The sequence below is a fragment of the Tabrizicola sp. genome (assembly GCF_030694085.1).
In the GTDB taxonomy this organism is placed as follows: Bacteria; Pseudomonadota; Alphaproteobacteria; order Rhodobacterales; family Rhodobacteraceae; genus Tabrizicola.
Window position 1 is genome coordinate 184,593 of sequence record NZ_JAUXZE010000009.1, and the last position, 15,497, is coordinate 200,089.

Consider the following 15,497-nt stretch of genomic DNA (forward strand, 5'->3'; position numbering starts at 1 on the left):
GCGCAGAACACCGCGCCATCACGCCTTAAGGGGCGACGGACCAGCCAGAGAGAAAGGGGTGGCGCCGCCCCGGAGGACGGCGCCAGATGGTCAGATCACTGGCAAGCAGCGACGTCGACCGCAGCACCTTCGCAAGCCTGCTCTTTCGAGATGTGGCCAGCTTCGATCGCGACACCGATGGTATCCTTGGTGATCGGGGTCGGGTCCAGAAGGATCGCATTCATTTCAATGCCCTTCTCGCCGCCCGAGAACTTGGTCGCGCCCGGAACTGCGTCCAAAGCGGCCCCTTCGGCCAGAGCCGAAGCGATTTCACCAGCAGCCTTGCCCAACTGACGCGCGTCCTTCCAGACCGAAACCGTCTGGGTGCCACGGGCCACACGGTTGATCGCCGCAAGGTCGCCATCCTGGCCACCCAGCGGAACGTTCAGGCCCTGAGCGGCCAAAGCGGCGGCAGCACCACCGGCCATGCCGTCGTTCTGGCTCAGAACGGCGTCAACGGCGTTGTTGTTGGCGGTCAGGATCTGCTCCATGTTCTTCTGCGCGTTTTCGGGCTTCCAGCCGTCCGAATTCGCTTCGCCGACGATCACGATGTCGCCCGAGGCAACGGCGGCACCGATGACTTCTTCCATGCCCTGACGCAGGAAGCCGACGTTCGGGTCACCCGGGTCGCCCTTGATGATCGCATAGTTGCCCTTGGGGGCCACGGCGAATACCGATTCCGCGATGATCCGGCCGACGCCGACGTTGTCGAAGGTCAGGTAGAAGGTGCGGTCGTCTTCGATCAGACGGTCATAGCCGACGACCGGGATGCCTTCGGCAGCGGCTTTCTCGATGGCCGGCCCGATCGCGTCCTTGTCCCAGGCGTTGATGACCAGGGCGTCCACGCCCTGAGCGATCAGCGCGTCGATGTCCGACAGCTGCTTTTCCGCCGAGGACTGTGCGTCAGCCGAGACATAGGTGTTGCCGGCAGCTTCGATGGCAGCCTTGATCGCGGCTTCGTCGATCTTCCAGCGCTCTTCCTGGAACTGCGCCCAGCTGACGCCGATCACCTTGCCTTCGGCCAGCGCGGCGGACGAAAAACCGGTCACCGCCAGAACGGCGGCGAGAATTGCGGTACGCATGTGTAACCTCCCTAGAGTATCGGCCAGCAGATGACCGGCCCGGCAGATTCGCCGTGACAGGCGCGAATGTGCCGCTAATAATTTCAGTTGTCAAAATATAAAAGCGCCAAAGCCGGGGGTCTTCGACGACTTTGCCGGGCGGCCCTGCGCTACCGGCAGGCCGCCACGCTGGGCATCGCACCCTTGCAGACGTCCTGCTTGGTCACGTGGTCCGCATCGATCACGACGTCCAGATTCTCGGCCGTGACCGGCGTGGGCGTCAACAGGATCGCCCAGACCGGAATTCCCTTCTCGCCCCCGGTGAACTGCTTTGCGTCCGGGATCAGGTTCATCGGCGTGCCGTCAGCAAGGAGGCCCGCGATCTGCCCGGCGCGCTTCGCCAGGTCGAAGTTGTTCTTCCAGACCGAGACCGTCTGCAACCCCTGCGCCACCCGGTTCAGCGCCGCCTTGTCGCCGTCCTGCCCACCGACCGGAACCGACAGCCCCGCCGAGGTCAGCGCCTCGATCGCCGCACCGGCCATGCCGTCGTTCTGGGCCAGAACCGCGTCGACCTTGTTGCCGCTGTCGGCAAGGATCTTCTCCATTACCGCCTTGGCGTTCTCGGGCTTCCAGCCGTCGGCATTGGCTTCGCCGACAATGGTGATCTGGCCACCCGCCACCGCGGCACCGATGATCTCTTCCATGCCCTGTCGCAGGAAGGTGCTGTTCGCATCGCTGGGATCGCCCAGGATAATGGCATAATTGCCCTCGGGCTGAACCTGCTTGACGATGGCCGCGATCAGGCGTCCGACGCCGACGTTGTCGAAGGTCAGGTAGAACACCCGCTCATCCTCGATCATCCGGTCATAGCCCAGGATCGGAACGCCTGCCGCTGCTGCACGGTCGACGCCAGGGCCGATTGCCTCTTTGTCGACCGGCTGGATGATCAGCGCGTCGATGCCTTCCGAGACCAGCTTCTCGATGTCGCGTAGCTGCTGTTCGGCTGAACCGCCCGCATTGGTCGGGATATACTTGTTGCCGTTGCGCTCGATCATCGAACGCATCGCCGTGGCGTCCCAGCGCCACCGCGCTTCCTGGAAGTCCCCCCAGGCGACACCAATCCTCTTGCCTTCAGCAAGCGCACCGGAAGCAAAGCTTGTGATGACCAAAGCTGCCGCGAGGATGAGGCTGCGCATGGGGTATCTCCTCCAAGGATCGGGGCTCAACCAGGCTACCGCTTAAAGTTGAGTCACCTTTGGCCCAACGCTGCCACAACAATTTCAGTTGTCAAAATAATTCGTCTGACAGAAGCTGGGCATTCGCGAGTGTCGGGGCAAATCCGGCGAAATTAGGGTTAAGTGGTGGCGTCGCCTGCCACATTTGGCAACGTTTACTTCGGGGATCGAATAAATGCCTGTTACGGCGACTCGGCCAGCCAGCGGTGACGGGCGCAAGGGTGTCGGGCCGCTGATCCCGCCGCTGACCGAAAGCCAGCGTCCGCTGCGCCAGCAGGTTTTCGACCTGGTGCGCGCCGCGGGCCTCATTCCGCGGGTGCAACTGGCCAAGGATCTGGGCGTCAGTCCCGCCACGGTCACCACCATCTCGTCCGAACTGATCGAGGCCGGCCTGATCGAGGAAGTCGCTGCCCCACGCGACAACGACGCCGGTCGCGGTCGTCCCGCCGTGGCGTTGGGCGTCCGCGCGCAAGCCCACCGTGTCGCCGGGATGAAGCTGTCCGACCGCGAGCATACCGCCGTGATCGTCGACTTTGCGGGCAAGCTGATCGCCGATGACGCAATCCCCCGCCAGCCCGGCCCGATGTCCCTGCCCGAGATCCTGGAAGCCATCGAGACGCTGCTGGCCCGCGTCTGTGCCAAGGCGGACATGAACCGGTCCGACCTTTCCGCCGTGGGCATCGGCCTGCCCGGCTTTGTCGACTGCGCCGAGGGAATGGTCTTCTGGTCCTCGATCCTGGCCGAACGCAACGTTCCCATTGCCGCCGCAGCGACCGCCCGGCTGGGTCTGCCCGCCTATGTCGACAACGACGCCAACCTTGTCGCCCTGGCCGAGTTGTGGTTCGGCGCGGGTCGCAGCCTGTCGGACTTCGCCGTCGTGACCATCGAACACGGCGTCGGCATGGGGTTCGTGATGAACCACCGCATCTATCGCGGCGCGCAGCGGCTGGGGATGGAGTTAGGGCATACAAAGGTGCAGCTGGACGGCGCTTTGTGCCGCTGCGGGCAGCGCGGCTGCATCGAGGCCTATGTCGCCGACTACGCCCTCGCGCGCGAGGCGGCGACGGCGCTGAACTGGGGTCACAAGGAAAGCCAGCCGATCAACGTGCTTCTCGAAAGCCTTTACGACCACGCCAAGGCCGGGAACGTGACGGCAAAGTCGATCTTCCGCCGCGCCGGGCGCTATCTGGCGCTGGGGCTGTCGAACGTGGTCAACCTCTTCGACCCCTCTCTGATCATCCTGTCCGGCGAAAGGATGCGCTACGACTACCTCTACGCCGCCGAAACACTGGCCGAGATGGACAATCTTGCGATCAACACCGGCCGCCCGCGCCCGCCCATCGAGATCCACGCCTGGGGCGACCTGCTCTGGGCACATGGCGCAGCCGCACTGGCCCTGTCGGAAGTGACCGAGGCGATCCTGTCATCGGCCGCCCGCGAAATTGCCGCACAATAGGACTTCTCATGGACCAGATCGATCACATCCTTTCCGCCGCGCCATTCAAACTGGAGGCCGCCGGGCGAGGCTGGGTCCGCACCACCCTGGCCGGAATGGACCGGACCACGAAGGTCCGACAGCTTTTCGTGCACATCTGCTTTGGCACCGGTCCCGAGGTGGTCGAGCGCATGGCGGCTCTTGCTCCCGCCGGGTTGACGAAGTTCTTCGGCCCGGACGCCCAGGCCGAGCTTGACACGCTGGACGCCCTGCGCGGGTCTGCAGCCATTCCCTACCTCGTCAGCGCCGATCTTGAGGGCAGCCGGATGAGCCCCTCCTTCGGGACCGAGGTGCCGAACCCCCTGGCCCTGGCCGCCGTGGACGACGTGCAGGCCTCGGCCACCGTCGCCCGGATCATGGCCGAAGAGGCGCGGGCGGCGGGCGTGAACTGGTCCTTCACCCCGGTCATCGACATCAACGCGCTCTTCCGGTCTCCCATCGTCGCGACGCGCGGCCTGGGATCGGACCCCACCCGCATCCGCGAGCACGCCCTGGCCCATATCCGCGAATTGCAGGCGGCGGGAGTCGCTGCAACTGTCAAGCACTGGCCCGGCGAAGGGCACGACGACCGCGACCAGCACCTTGTCACCACGATCAACCCGCTGTCGGTCGACGACTGGCACGCCAGCCACGGTGCGCTGTACCGCGCCGCCATCGACGCCGGGGTAATGTCGGTGATGTCCGCCCACATCGCCTTGCCGGCCTATGTGCTGGCGCACGACCCGGACGCGGGGCTTGAGGCATACCGTCCCGCCTCGGTCTCTCGCCTGCTGAACCAGACGCTTTTGCGGGATGAGCTGGGCTTCAACGGCCTCATCGTGTCGGATGCGACGCCGATGGCTGGCCTTGGCGCCTGGGCGCACCGCGACGTGGCGCTGCCGGAAGTGGTGTCGTCGGGCTGCGACATCATCCTGTTCTCCGACGAACCCGAAGCCGACGTCGCCCGGATCGAAGCCGCGCTGGACGATGGCCGGATCACCCCTGAACGGCTGGACGAAGCGATGATCCGCGTCCTGGGCCTGAAAGCTGCGCTTGGCCTGCACCAGACCGGCAAAGCCCCGGCGGATCGGTCGAAGCTTGCCACCGCTGCCAGCGCAGAGGCCGCGCGCAAGATCACCGCCCGCGCGCCGACGCTGGTCAAGGACGTGCAGGGCATCCTGCCGCTGTCTCCAGACCGCCACCGCCGGGTGCTGGTCTACACGACTGGCATCGTTACCCCCCTGCACGGCGACGGGATGCCGATGCTTTTCCCCGACCTGCTGCGCGCCGAGGGCTTTGACGTCACGCTTTACGACCCCGCCACCCGGCCCGATCCGCGCAACTTTGACCTGGTGCTTTATGTCATGGCCGAGGAAACGCTCCTCACTCGGGGCCGCATCTTCCTGGATTGGAACCGCCTGACGGGCGGCATGTTCGGCGCGATGGTGCGCCCCTGGCACGAGGTGCCGACGGTACTGATCTCCTTCGGCTATCCCTACTATCTGTATGACGCCCCGCGCCTGCCTTGCGTGGTCAACGCCTATGCGACGATGGACACGATGCAGCGCGCAACGCTGGACTGCCTTCTGGGCCGCGCCAGGTTTCAGGGGACAAACCCGGTCGACCCGTTCTGCGGCCAGCCCGACGCGCGCTACTGACCGCTCCTCGTTCGACTGCGTCTCCTCCTCGCTGGACAACCGCGAGCAGTCACGCAGTCGTCGACGAGCTACTCCCGGCGCATCCGCGCATCCAGCTCCGCATTGATCGCCCCACCCAGCAGCACGGCCCAGACCGACAGGTAGAGCCACATCATCAGGATGATCACCGCGCCGATCGATCCGTAGAAGACGTTGTAGCTGTTGAAGTTCGCCAGGTAGACCGAAAAGCCGATCGACACTCCGGCCCAGGCCACGGCCGCCACCACCACGCCGACGCTGAACCAGGGTGAGCGGAACCCGCCCGGCACGTTGGGACCAAAGCGATACAGGATCGACAGGCAGGTCACAACCAGCAGGAACATCGCGCCCCAGGGCAGGACCTTGGTCAGCCAGGCCTCGAAAGTACCGAAGGTCACGAAACCCAGCAGGATCGGCACAACGACAACGGTGACCAGCGCCACGAACAGCGCCCCGATCAGCGCGGCGGTAAGCAGGAAATCCACCGCCCAGCCCCATAGCCAGCTGCGGGGTCGCGATCGGTGCACCACGTCCAGCCCCTGCACCAGCGCCGAGACGCCCGCCCGCGCCGAATAAAGCGCAATCAGCAGTGACAGGATCGTCGTCCATTGCAGTGCCGTGCGCGGGGCGGAAATGAGGCCCATCACCTGATCATGAACCAGCGCCCTCGCCTCGGGCGGCAGGAAACGCTCGGCGATGGACAGGTAGCCCTCGATTGCCCTTGGATCGGCGAACATCCCCCAGACCGCAATGGCAGCAGCAAGGCCCGGAAAGACCGCGAACATGGCGAAGAAGGCCACGCCCGCTGCAATCAGTCCGAAATGCCCATCCCCGACCCGCGTCCAGACGCAGACCAGGAACTCCCACACTTCGCGCACGATCTTCATGGCGCCAGCATCCCCCGGAAAGCCGCCCGGCGCAACTTGAAGCCGCTCTGCCGCCGTCGCATGATGGCACCGACAGGAGGATCCCCATGACCTACACCCCCGCCGCCGACCGCTATCAGCGGATGATCTACAACCGCTGCGGCCGGTCGGGCCTTAAGCTGCCCGCGATCAGCCTTGGTCTTTGGCACAACTTCGGCCATGACACGCCGCACGCCACCAAACAGGCGATCTGCCGCACCGCCTTCGACCTTGGCATTACCCATTTCGACCTTGCGAACAACTACGGCCCGCCGCCCGGTAGCGCCGAAGAGGCGTTCGGAGAACTGCTGGCGACCGACTTCAGCGGCCTGCGGGACGAGCTGATCATCTCGTCCAAGGCCGGTTACCTGATGTGGGACGGCCCTTACGGCGAATGGGGTAGCCGCAAATACGTCATCGCCTCCTGCGACCAGTCGCTGAAGCGGATGGGTCTTGATTACGTCGACATCTTCTATTCGCACCGCTTCGACCCCGACACCCCGCTGGAAGAGACGATGGGTGCCCTTGACCACATCGTCCGCTCGGGCCGCGCGCAGTATATCGGCATCTCCAGCTACAACAGCCAGCGCACGCGTGAGGCAGTGGCGATCCTGAAGGATCTTGGCACGCCCCTGCTGATCCACCAGCCCAGCTACAACATCCTGAACCGCTGGGTGGAAACCGACGGCCTGAAGGACACGCTGAAAGAGCTTGGCGTGGGGTCGATCGCCTTTGTCCCGCTGGCACAGGGCATCCTGACCAACAAGTACCTCAACGGTATTCCCGCAGGCAGCCGGGCGGCGCAGGACAAGTCGCTGCACCCTTCGGTGGTGGAAAAAGCGCTTGGTTCGGTCAGAAAGCTGAACGACATGGCCGCCGCCCGAGGCCAGACGCTGGCGCAGATGGCGCTGGCCTGGGTCCTGCGCAACGGCGGGATCACCACTGCGCTGATCGGCGCATCGAGGCCGGAACAGGTGGTGGACTGCGTCGGCGCGTTGCAGAAACTGGACTTCACTGCGGAAGAACTCGCGCAGATCGACTCCATCTCGGAAGAAAAGGACATCAACCTCTGGGCGCGGTCGTCCGAGGATTGACGATGCAAACCCAAGATTTTTCGTCGAAAAATCTTGGGTCGCACTGTTGCTGGACTTACTTCGCCGCCAGAAGCTCCGGCACGGACAGCAGCACGAACTCGTTGTCCATCGCCTTGTCCAGCGCCCGGCCCGAGGAGTAGGGCAGGTTGTTGTCCACCGCGACCATGATATGCGTGTCGTCCACCTTCATCACGTCCTCGATGGTGAAGAACGGCAGGGTGAAGGTCCCTGCGACGCCTCCGACCGTCTCGACCCGCGCCTTGCCCTCGGGGTCGGCGATGGTCATCAGGTCAACATGGCCCAGCCGCTTCACAAAGCCCTCGGCGTCGACTTGCGCCGTGTCGATCAGCACCACGCGCTTGACCAGTGCAGGCAGCGGGAAGCAGTCCGGCGCCGGATCGCCCGCGCATTTCAGCGCCGGCAGCCCCTCGCCATTGTCGCGCTCGATCACCAGGGCGCGGGTGGCGTCGATGAAGTTGAAATCACCGATCGCCGTCGCACCCTCGGCCAGCGCAAACTTGAACTCGGCTCCGGTCCATTCGCCCTTGGCCGGATCGAAAGCCCGCACCGGCAGCGCCGTGCCCGCAGGCTTTCCATCCTCGCCCAACAGGGGCTTTTCGGCCATCGCCCACAAAAGGTTCGTCCCCGGCTGCAGCGCCATGCCTTCGTAGCCGCCCGACCGCTGCACGGTCCAATCCTTGCCCGCCACGGACACAGCGCTGATGCCGGGGGTGTCCGGCCCCTTCAGCTGCACATCACCCTGCATCGTCGGATAGACCGCCAGCACTTTCCCATCCAAGCTGACGCGCAGGATGTAAGGCCCGAACTCCTCACCGATCCACAGCTCACCGTTCAGAAGCTGGATGCTTTCGGGGTCGAAGTCCGCGCCGGTCAGATAGCGGCTGTCGCTGCCCTCATAGGCGATGCGGAACGGGACCTTCATATCGGGATCGCGCAGGAAGACCGTCTGGTTGACCGCAACCGCGCCGGTCGCGAAATCCGGCGTCATGCGGTGGAAGGCCAGCAAGGCATCGGGGCTGTTCGCCTTGGTGCCAAAGCCGTTGTCGGCCAGAACGTAGATCGACCCATCCTCGGCCAGGTTCATCGCAAAGCCCGACATACCCTGCAACGGCTGCCCATCGAAGGGAAGCGACAGGCCCGTGAGCCGTTTGCCATGCATCGCGCCAGTGTCGCCGGGAACCGTCCCCGCTTCCATCGCGCGCGCGGCTCCGGTGAACTTGCCCGACATCTGCGCATCCTGCGGCGCATCGGCGGGCGCGGGGATATAGGTCGCCGCCGGGATCAGGGCATGGCCCGCCAGCGTGGCAGGAAACGTCGTCTCGGCAGCCACAGGCAGGCTGACAAGGGCGGTGCAAAGGGTCAAGGCTGACAGGCGCATGGCAAGGTCTCCGCTGGTGAATGACCAGCACTTGCTGCGGCCACAGGGTTACGCCCGTGTGAAGGCCAGGAAACGATCACGCAACAATCTGCGCCCGGCCTTTGGGGCCGGGCGCACGGGATCACTCGGCGGGGACCTTCGCCACCCCGTCCGACAGCGGATAGGGCAGGCGGCTGACCATCTCGTGCGGGCAGACCTGCAGGAAGTTCCGCCGCTCGCTGTCCCAGTTGCCCAGTATACGCTCGGCGATCCGGCTGCCGGTTTCCTCCAGATGCCGGGAAATCAGGCCCTTCAGCTGCATCTCCCAGTGCGGATGTTCGACAGCACAGGTCAGGATCGATTCCAGGTTCATGAAGTCCTCGGCCACGCCATCGGGGTCATAGACATAGGCCATCCCGCCCGTCATCCCCGCCCCGAAGTTCGCGCCGATCCGTCCCAGGATCACCGCGACGCCGCCGGTCATGTACTCGCACCCGTTCGACCCGCAGCCTTCCACGACCACCGAAGCGCCAGAGTTCCGCACCGCGAAGCGCTCCCCGGCCCGACCCGAGGCGAACAGGAACCCATCGGTCGCACCGTACAGAACGGTGTTCCCGATGATCGTGTTCTCCTCGGCCTTCAGCGGCGAGGACATCAGCGGCCGCACGGTGATCGTGCCGCCCGACAGGCCCTTGCCCACATAGTCGTTGGCGTCGCCCTGCACTTCCAGCTTCAGCCCCCGGACGCTGAACGCCCCCAGCGACTGCCCGCACGACCCCGTCAGCTTCACCGTCAGATGGTCCGGCTGCAACGCGTTCCGCATCCCGAACTTCTTGACGATATGGCTGGAAGCCCGCGTCCCGATGGTCCGCAGCGTGTTCCGCACGGCATAGGACAGCTGCATCTTCTCGCCGTCCTCGAAGAACCGGTGACCGTCCTTGATGATCTCGGCGTCCAGCGTGTCTGGCACGGCATTGCGCGGCTTGGTGCGGTCATAGGTGATCGCCCGCGCCCCATCGACGCTGATCAGCATCGGGTTCAGGTCAAGGTCATCCAGGTTCGCCGCACCGCGCGAAACCTGCGTCAGCAGATCAGCCCGCCCGATGATCTCGTCCATGCTCCGAGCACCAATCGACGCGAGAATCTCCCGCACTTCCTGCGCGTAGAAGGTGATCAGGTTCACCACCTTGTCCGCGCTGCCGGTGAACTTCGCGCGCAGAGCTTCGTTCTGGGTGCAGACGCCCACCGGGCAGGTGTTCGACTGGCACTGACGCACCATGATGCAGCCCATCGCGATCAGCGCGGCGGTGCCAATACCGTATTCCTCGGCCCCCATCATCGCCGCCATGACGATGTCGCGGCCGGTCCGCAGCCCGCCATCGGTCCGCAAGGTCACCCGCTCCCGCAGGTTGTTCATCGCGAGAACCTGATGCGCCTCGGTCAGGCCCATCTCCCACGGCAGGCCCGCGTACTTGATCGACGTGGCGGGGGAAGCCCCCGTCCCGCCGTTGTGGCCCGAGATCAGGATCACGTCGGCCTTGGCCTTCGCCACCCCCGCCGCAATCGTGCCGACACCGCTGGACGACACCAGCTTGACCGTCACCTTGGCGCGTGGGTTGATCTGTTTCAGGTCATAGATCAGCTGCGCGAGGTCCTCGATACTGTAGATATCGTGGTGCGGCGGCGGGCTGATGAGAGTCACCCCCGGCGTCGAATGGCGCAGCCGCGCGATCAGCGCCGTGACCTTCATCCCCGGCAGCTGGCCGCCCTCGCCGGGCTTGGCACCTTGCGCGACCTTGATTTCCAATTCTTCGCAGGCGTTCAGATACTCCGCCGTCACCCCGAACCGGCCCGAGGCAACCTGCTTGATCTTGGCGGACGGGTTGTCACCGTTCGGTTCCGGCACGAAATGCGCCGGGTCCTCGCCGCCCTCGCCCGAGTCCGACTTCGCCCCGATCCGGTTCATCGCCACGTTCAGCGTCTTGTGCGCTTCGGGCGACAGCGCCCCCAGCGACATCCCCGGCGTCACGAACCGCTTGCGGATCGAGGTGATCGACTCCACCTCCTCGATCGGCACCGGCTTGCCCAGGGTCTTGATGTCCAAGAGATCCCGCAGATGGATCGGCGGGTTCGCCCGCATCGCGGCGGAATACTGCTTCCAGATGTCATAGGACGCCCGGTCACAGGCCGATTGCAGCATGTGCATGGTCTGCGCTTCCCAGGCGTGCTTCTCGCCAGACCGCCGCGCCTTGTAGAAGCCGCCGATGGGCAGCACGTCCGCGCCGCCCAGCCAGCCGCGCTTGTGGACCTCTTCCAGCTTCTGCTCCACGCCGGTCAGGCCGATGCCGGAAATGCGCGACTGCATCCCCGGGAAATACTCGGCCACCATCGCGCGGGACAGACCGACAGCCTCGAAGTTCAGACCACCGCGATAGCTGGAGATAACGCTGATCCCCATCTTCGACATGATCTTCAACAGACCCGCGTCGATGGCATCCCGATACCGCCGCATCGCATCGGTGAGGGACCCATCCAGCAGCCCCCGATCAATCCGGTCGGCAATGGAATCCTGTGCGATATACGGGTTCACCGTCGTCGCGCCCGAGCCGATCAGCACGGCGAAATAATGCGGGTCGATGCACTCTGCCGACCGCACGTTGATCGAACAGAACGTCCGCAGCCCTTTCCGTGTCAGCCACGAATGAACGGCGGAGGTCGCCAGGATCATCGGCATGCCGACCTTCTCCGGCCCCTGATGCTCATCCGTCAGCACCAGCTGCCCGGCCCCCGACCGCACCGCATCTTCCGCTTCACCGCGAATACGCTCCAGCCCCTGCCGCAGGTCGTCCAGCCCCTCTCCAACCGGGAAGGTGCAGTCGATGAATGCCACCTGATCGCCGAACCGCTGCACCATCACCTCGAACTCGCGGTTCGCGACGAAGGGGCTTTCCAGGACAAGGATCTCGGTCTGGGAGTTGTTCTCGTCCAGCACGTTCCGCAGGTTGCCGAACCGCGTCTTCAAGGACATCACCCGGCCTTCGCGCAAGCTGTCGATGGGCGGGTTCGTCACCTGGCTGAAGTTCTGGCGGAAGTAGTGCGACAGCGGCCGGTAGACCGACGACAGCACCGCTGGCGGCGTGTCATCGCCCATCGAGGCGACCATCTCTTTCCCGTCCTCGGCCATCGGGGCCAGAACCTGCTCCAGCTCCTCGATGGTGAACCCCGCCGCGATCTGCCGCTTGCGCAGGTCGCCGCCGCTGAAGGTCTGCGTCTCGGGGATGTCGCGCAGCAGGCTGTTCAGGTCGACGATCTTGCCCACCCACTCACCATAGGGCTGCGAGGCGGCCAGCTTGTCCTTCATCTCGGTGTCGTGGAACAGCTTCCCCTCCACCATGTCGACGGCAATCATCTGCCCCGGCCCAAGCGCGCCTTTTTCGCGGATCGTGCTCTCATCAACCGGCACCATGCCAGCCTCCGACCCCGCGATCAGAAGGCCATCACCCGTCACCACGTAGCGCATCGGCCGCAGACCATTGCGGTCCAAGCCGCCGCAAACCCAACGCCCATCGGTCATCGCCAAAGCCGCCGGACCATCCCAAGGCTCGATGACCGAGTTGCAATAGGAATACATGTCCGCCCAGGCCTTGGGCATGTTCACCGTCTGCTTGCTCCAAGCTTCCGGCACCAGCATCGTCTTGGCCATCGGCGCGCTGCGCCCCGACCGCACCAGCACCTCGAACACCGCGTCCAGAGCGCCCGAGTCCGACGTCCCGCCCGGAATGATCGGCTTGATGTCCTCCGCCGCCTCGCCGAAGTTGTTCGACGCCATGCGGATTTCGTGGGACTTCATCCAGTTGACGTTGCCCTTCAGCGTGTTGATCTCGCCGTTATGGGCCAGCATGCGGAACGGCTGCGCCAGCCACCACTGCGGGAAGGTGTTCGTCGAATAGCGCTGGTGGTAGATCGCAAAGGCGGATTCAAACCGCTCGTCCATCAGGTCGGGGTAGAAGGTCGCGACCTGCTCGGCCAGCATCATCCCCTTGTAGATGATCGACCGGCAGGACAGGCTGCACAGATACATCCCCTGGATGCCCGCCGCCGTCGCCGCCTTCTCGATCCGCCGCCGGATGACGTAAAGCTCACGCTCGAAGTGGTCCTGGTCGATGTCCTTTTCGCAACGGATCAGGATCTGCTCGATCTCGGGCCGCGTCGCGTTGGCCTTGTCGCCCAAGACGCTGACATCCACCGGCACATGCCGCCAGCCGTAGATGTAATGCCCCATCCGAAGAACTTCCGTCTCCACGATGGTCCGGCAGCGTTCCTGAGCGCCAAAGTCCGTCCGCGGCAGGAACACCTGGCCCACGGCGATCAGCTTGCCCACATCCGGCTCATGCCCCGTCCGGCGGACCTGGTCGTAGAAGAACCGCACCGGGATCTGCACATGGATGCCCGCCCCGTCGCCGGTCTTGCCGTCGGCATCCACCGCGCCCCGGTGCCAGACTGCCTTCAGCGCGTTGATCCCGTTTTCCACGACCTTCCGGCTTGGCTTGCCACTGATCGAGACAACCAGCCCAACACCACAGGACGAATGTTCGTCCTCGGTCTTGTAAAGCCCGTTCGCGTCCAGCCAGGCGCGCTTTTCCTCTTCGGCCTTCACCCAGGCGGCGTCGTAGTTCGTCATGGCATCATCCCTTCCAGGTCGCTGGGAAACGTTGGTTTGCTGTTGGCTATGTCAGCCTGGCTAAGCAAAAGCTCGCAGTCTTCTATTGGCATGGTCGAGCTGAACTTGGGCTCGCCAGGAAAGATAAAGTCGACGGGGCTGCGGTCTGCCTGAACGTGCTTGCTCAGGTTTCCGGGGATCGTCGTCTGCTCGGGTCCCGAAAAGACCAAGCGCCAGTCCGACTGGACATACTCCGTCCCGCTGCGTTCCTGAATGACCAGACCGTCGACCGAGCCGCGGGTCAGGTTGAACGCCACTTCCTCAAGCTCGATGCCGTCGATGGTCACAGCCGAATAGGTCACCGGAACGCGATCCGGCACGGTGACTCGGAAACGCAATCCGACAGACATTTCGCCCAGGCCGGCAGGATCAACCATACGATACTCGACGATCGAAGTCCTCTCGGACTGCAAGCTGGACTGACTGGGCAGTCCAACCGACCCGGCGTCCAGCTGATAATCCGTGCCGCCCCTGGGGTCGATCTGGCGCAGCGGCACCGTTTCGGCATCCGTCAACGTCAAAAGCCGCAAGCCTTCAACGTCGAAATCCGCGCGCCAGACGTGGCCCTCCGGCTCGGCAGCGCAGCGGTAGTAGTTCGAAATGCGGCATTCGCGGAACTGGACCGTAAGGAAGGTTTCGCACCCAGCAGGGGCTGCCCAGACCTCCGCCTTTGCAGGGGCTGCGACGGCAAGGCAGGACGCAGCCAAGCCGAAAACTCCCCAAAGGTCCGGGTGCCGAAACCCTGTCCTGACCATGCATGGCGGGGATGCGGTCATTCCGCACCCGCCAGCAGCGGGAATTTCTCCACGCACTGTGCTCGCGTCAAAACGTTCCGACCGGTCCCTGCGAAAGCATAGCTGTCGGGTTTGTGGTCAATGTAGATCTCGTTGGTCATGGTCAGCCCGTTCGCATCGTCGAACAGGCCCACCGGAAGCTCCAGATTGCCCGCATAGGGTACGTCCACCGTCACCCGGAACCACAGGGCCGACCCGCAGTCGGAGCACCAGGCCCGCTCACCCCAGGCCGAGGACTGGCGCTTGGCGATATGCTCAATGCCAACCCACTCCACGTTCCCCTCGGGCACCGTGATCCCCAGAAGCGCCGAGCCGGTCCACTTCCGGCACATCGGACAGTGGCAGACGCCGAAATTCGTCCCCGTCAGCACAGCCTTGAACCGCACAGCACCACACAGACAGCCGCCCTCGCGCTCAAGGCTCATGACTGACCCTCCAGACCGGAAGCTCTGCCGTCAGCGCGTCGCAATCGAACATCGGCTGACCGGAGAGGAACCCCTCCTCGCCCGGAAAGACGAACTGCATGGGCGAGCCGTCGATCGGCAGCCATTGGCCATCGCCCAGATCCGTCTCGCCCGGCCCGGCAAAGAACAGCCGCCATTCAGGGTGGATGTATTCGTTGCCCCGCGACCGGCGCAGGGCGTTGCCTGACAGGTCGTATTCGGTGAAATCGACCTCGGTCTGTTTCAGCGCGATGCCGTCGATGGTGACGTTCTGCCCGGTCAGACGGTCATAGCCCTCGGCCCGGCTTCCCGCCCCGTCCTCCTTGGACAGGCTGAAGCTCCAGGTATCCATCCCCTCGGCAAGCAGTTCGGACATGCTGGCCGCATCGGCAGGATTGGGGTCCAGGACCTGCTTTACCGGGTCATAGCTTTCCAGCCATTGCCCTTCGGCGTCGATCTTCGAATAGAAGAACGGCCCCTCCTGATCCAGGTCCACCCGCCACTGGTCGCCCGGCTGGTCGGCCGCGCAGCGGTAGTAATGCGAGACGCGGCATTGTTTGGACTGCACGGTCAGGAAGGCCTCGCAGCCCTCGGGCGCCGCCCAGGTGCCGGCCAGCGCGGGGGCGGCCGGGGCGGTCAGGCAGGCAAGGATCAGGAACTTCCGCATAGCCGTTTCAC

The 15,497-nt window shown here is 64.7% G+C and carries 11 protein-coding genes; 3 read left to right on the forward strand and 8 right to left on the reverse strand.

The genetic code is table 11. The features are described 5' to 3' along the window. Positions 1-95: 95 nt before the first annotated feature. A complete protein-coding gene (locus tag Q8M85_RS02035) occupies positions 96-1,121 on the reverse strand; it encodes a substrate-binding domain-containing protein (protein ID WP_305539572.1) in 1,026 nt (341 codons plus the stop codon). 149 nt (positions 1,122-1,270) lie between these two features. Continuing rightward, entirely contained in the window at positions 1,271-2,296 is a 1,026-nt protein-coding gene (locus tag Q8M85_RS02040; RefSeq protein WP_305539575.1) for a substrate-binding domain-containing protein, read from the reverse strand. 214 nt (positions 2,297-2,510) lie between these two features. On the opposite strand from Q8M85_RS02040, the gene Q8M85_RS02045 reads away from it, so the two are divergent. Together Q8M85_RS02045 and Q8M85_RS02050 are read left to right on the forward strand one after the other, a co-directional pair. After that, positions 2,511-3,791, forward strand: coding sequence for an ROK family protein (locus tag Q8M85_RS02045; RefSeq protein ID WP_305539576.1), 1,281 nt, complete (start codon positions 2,511-2,513; stop codon positions 3,789-3,791). Positions 3,792-3,799: 8 nt separating this feature from the next. After that, positions 3,800-5,467, forward strand: coding sequence for a glycoside hydrolase family 3 protein (locus tag Q8M85_RS02050; RefSeq protein WP_305539578.1), 1,668 nt, complete (start codon positions 3,800-3,802; stop codon positions 5,465-5,467). Between the two features lie 68 nt (positions 5,468-5,535). On the opposite strand, the gene Q8M85_RS02055 is transcribed toward Q8M85_RS02050, so the two are convergent. Further along, positions 5,536-6,372, reverse strand: a complete 837-nt coding sequence (locus Q8M85_RS02055; RefSeq protein ID WP_305539580.1) for a YihY/virulence factor BrkB family protein — start codon at positions 6,370-6,372, stop codon at positions 5,536-5,538. An 86-nt stretch (positions 6,373-6,458) separates the two neighbouring features. Here Q8M85_RS02055 and mgrA point away from each other — a divergent pair, with 86 nt between their 5' ends. Continuing rightward, positions 6,459-7,484 carry an L-glyceraldehyde 3-phosphate reductase gene (gene mgrA, locus Q8M85_RS02060; RefSeq protein ID WP_305539582.1) on the forward strand — a complete coding sequence of 342 codons (1,026 nt, stop codon included), beginning with the start codon at positions 6,459-6,461 and terminating at the stop codon, positions 7,482-7,484. Positions 7,485-7,539: 55 nt separating this feature from the next. Here the strand turns inward: mgrA and Q8M85_RS02065 are convergent, their stop codons facing one another. The 5 genes from Q8M85_RS02065 to Q8M85_RS02085 form a co-directional block, all read right to left on the reverse strand. Further along, a complete protein-coding gene (locus Q8M85_RS02065) occupies positions 7,540-8,883 on the reverse strand; it encodes an esterase-like activity of phytase family protein (RefSeq protein ID WP_305539585.1) in 1,344 nt (447 codons plus the stop codon). Positions 8,884-9,004: 121 nt separating this feature from the next. Then, the gene (gltB, locus tag Q8M85_RS02070) at positions 9,005-13,543 is read right to left on the reverse strand and encodes a glutamate synthase large subunit (protein WP_305539588.1); all 4,539 of its coding nucleotides are present in this window, start codon (positions 13,541-13,543) and stop codon (positions 9,005-9,007) included. Further along, positions 13,540-14,289: a hypothetical protein gene (locus tag Q8M85_RS02075; RefSeq protein WP_305539591.1), complete on the reverse strand. Its 750-nt coding sequence runs from the start codon at positions 14,287-14,289 to the stop codon at positions 13,540-13,542. Before Q8M85_RS02075 ends, gltB begins: the two co-directional genes overlap by 4 nt. A gap of 65 nt (positions 14,290-14,354) precedes the next feature. Next, positions 14,355-14,801: a GFA family protein gene (locus Q8M85_RS02080; protein WP_305539593.1), complete on the reverse strand. Its 447-nt coding sequence runs from the start codon at positions 14,799-14,801 to the stop codon at positions 14,355-14,357. After that, on the reverse strand, positions 14,791-15,486 hold the full coding sequence (locus tag Q8M85_RS02085) for a hypothetical protein (protein ID WP_305539595.1): 696 nt from the start codon (positions 15,484-15,486) through the stop codon (positions 14,791-14,793). Before Q8M85_RS02085 ends, Q8M85_RS02080 begins: the two co-directional genes overlap by 11 nt. Positions 15,487-15,497 lie beyond the last annotated feature (11 nt).

Coding starts and splice junctions, on each gene's coding strand:
- Q8M85_RS02045 (WP_305539576.1), top strand. CDS start 2,511: ATGCCTGTTACGGCGACTCGGCCAGCCAGCGGTGACGGGCGCAAGGGT.
- Q8M85_RS02085 (WP_305539595.1), bottom strand. CDS start 15,486: ATGCGGAAGTTCCTGATCCTTGCCTGCCTGACCGCCCCGGCCGCCCCC.
- Q8M85_RS02050 (WP_305539578.1), top strand. CDS start 3,800: ATGGACCAGATCGATCACATCCTTTCCGCCGCGCCATTCAAACTGGAG.
- gltB (WP_305539588.1), bottom strand. CDS start 13,543: ATGACGAACTACGACGCCGCCTGGGTGAAGGCCGAAGAGGAAAAGCGC.
- mgrA (WP_305539582.1), top strand. CDS start 6,459: ATGACCTACACCCCCGCCGCCGACCGCTATCAGCGGATGATCTACAAC.
- Q8M85_RS02040 (WP_305539575.1), bottom strand. CDS start 2,296: ATGCGCAGCCTCATCCTCGCGGCAGCTTTGGTCATCACAAGCTTTGCT.
- Q8M85_RS02035 (WP_305539572.1), bottom strand. CDS start 1,121: ATGCGTACCGCAATTCTCGCCGCCGTTCTGGCGGTGACCGGTTTTTCG.
- Q8M85_RS02065 (WP_305539585.1), bottom strand. CDS start 8,883: ATGCGCCTGTCAGCCTTGACCCTTTGCACCGCCCTTGTCAGCCTGCCT.
- Q8M85_RS02055 (WP_305539580.1), bottom strand. CDS start 6,372: ATGAAGATCGTGCGCGAAGTGTGGGAGTTCCTGGTCTGCGTCTGGACG.
- Q8M85_RS02080 (WP_305539593.1), bottom strand. CDS start 14,801: ATGAGCCTTGAGCGCGAGGGCGGCTGTCTGTGTGGTGCTGTGCGGTTC.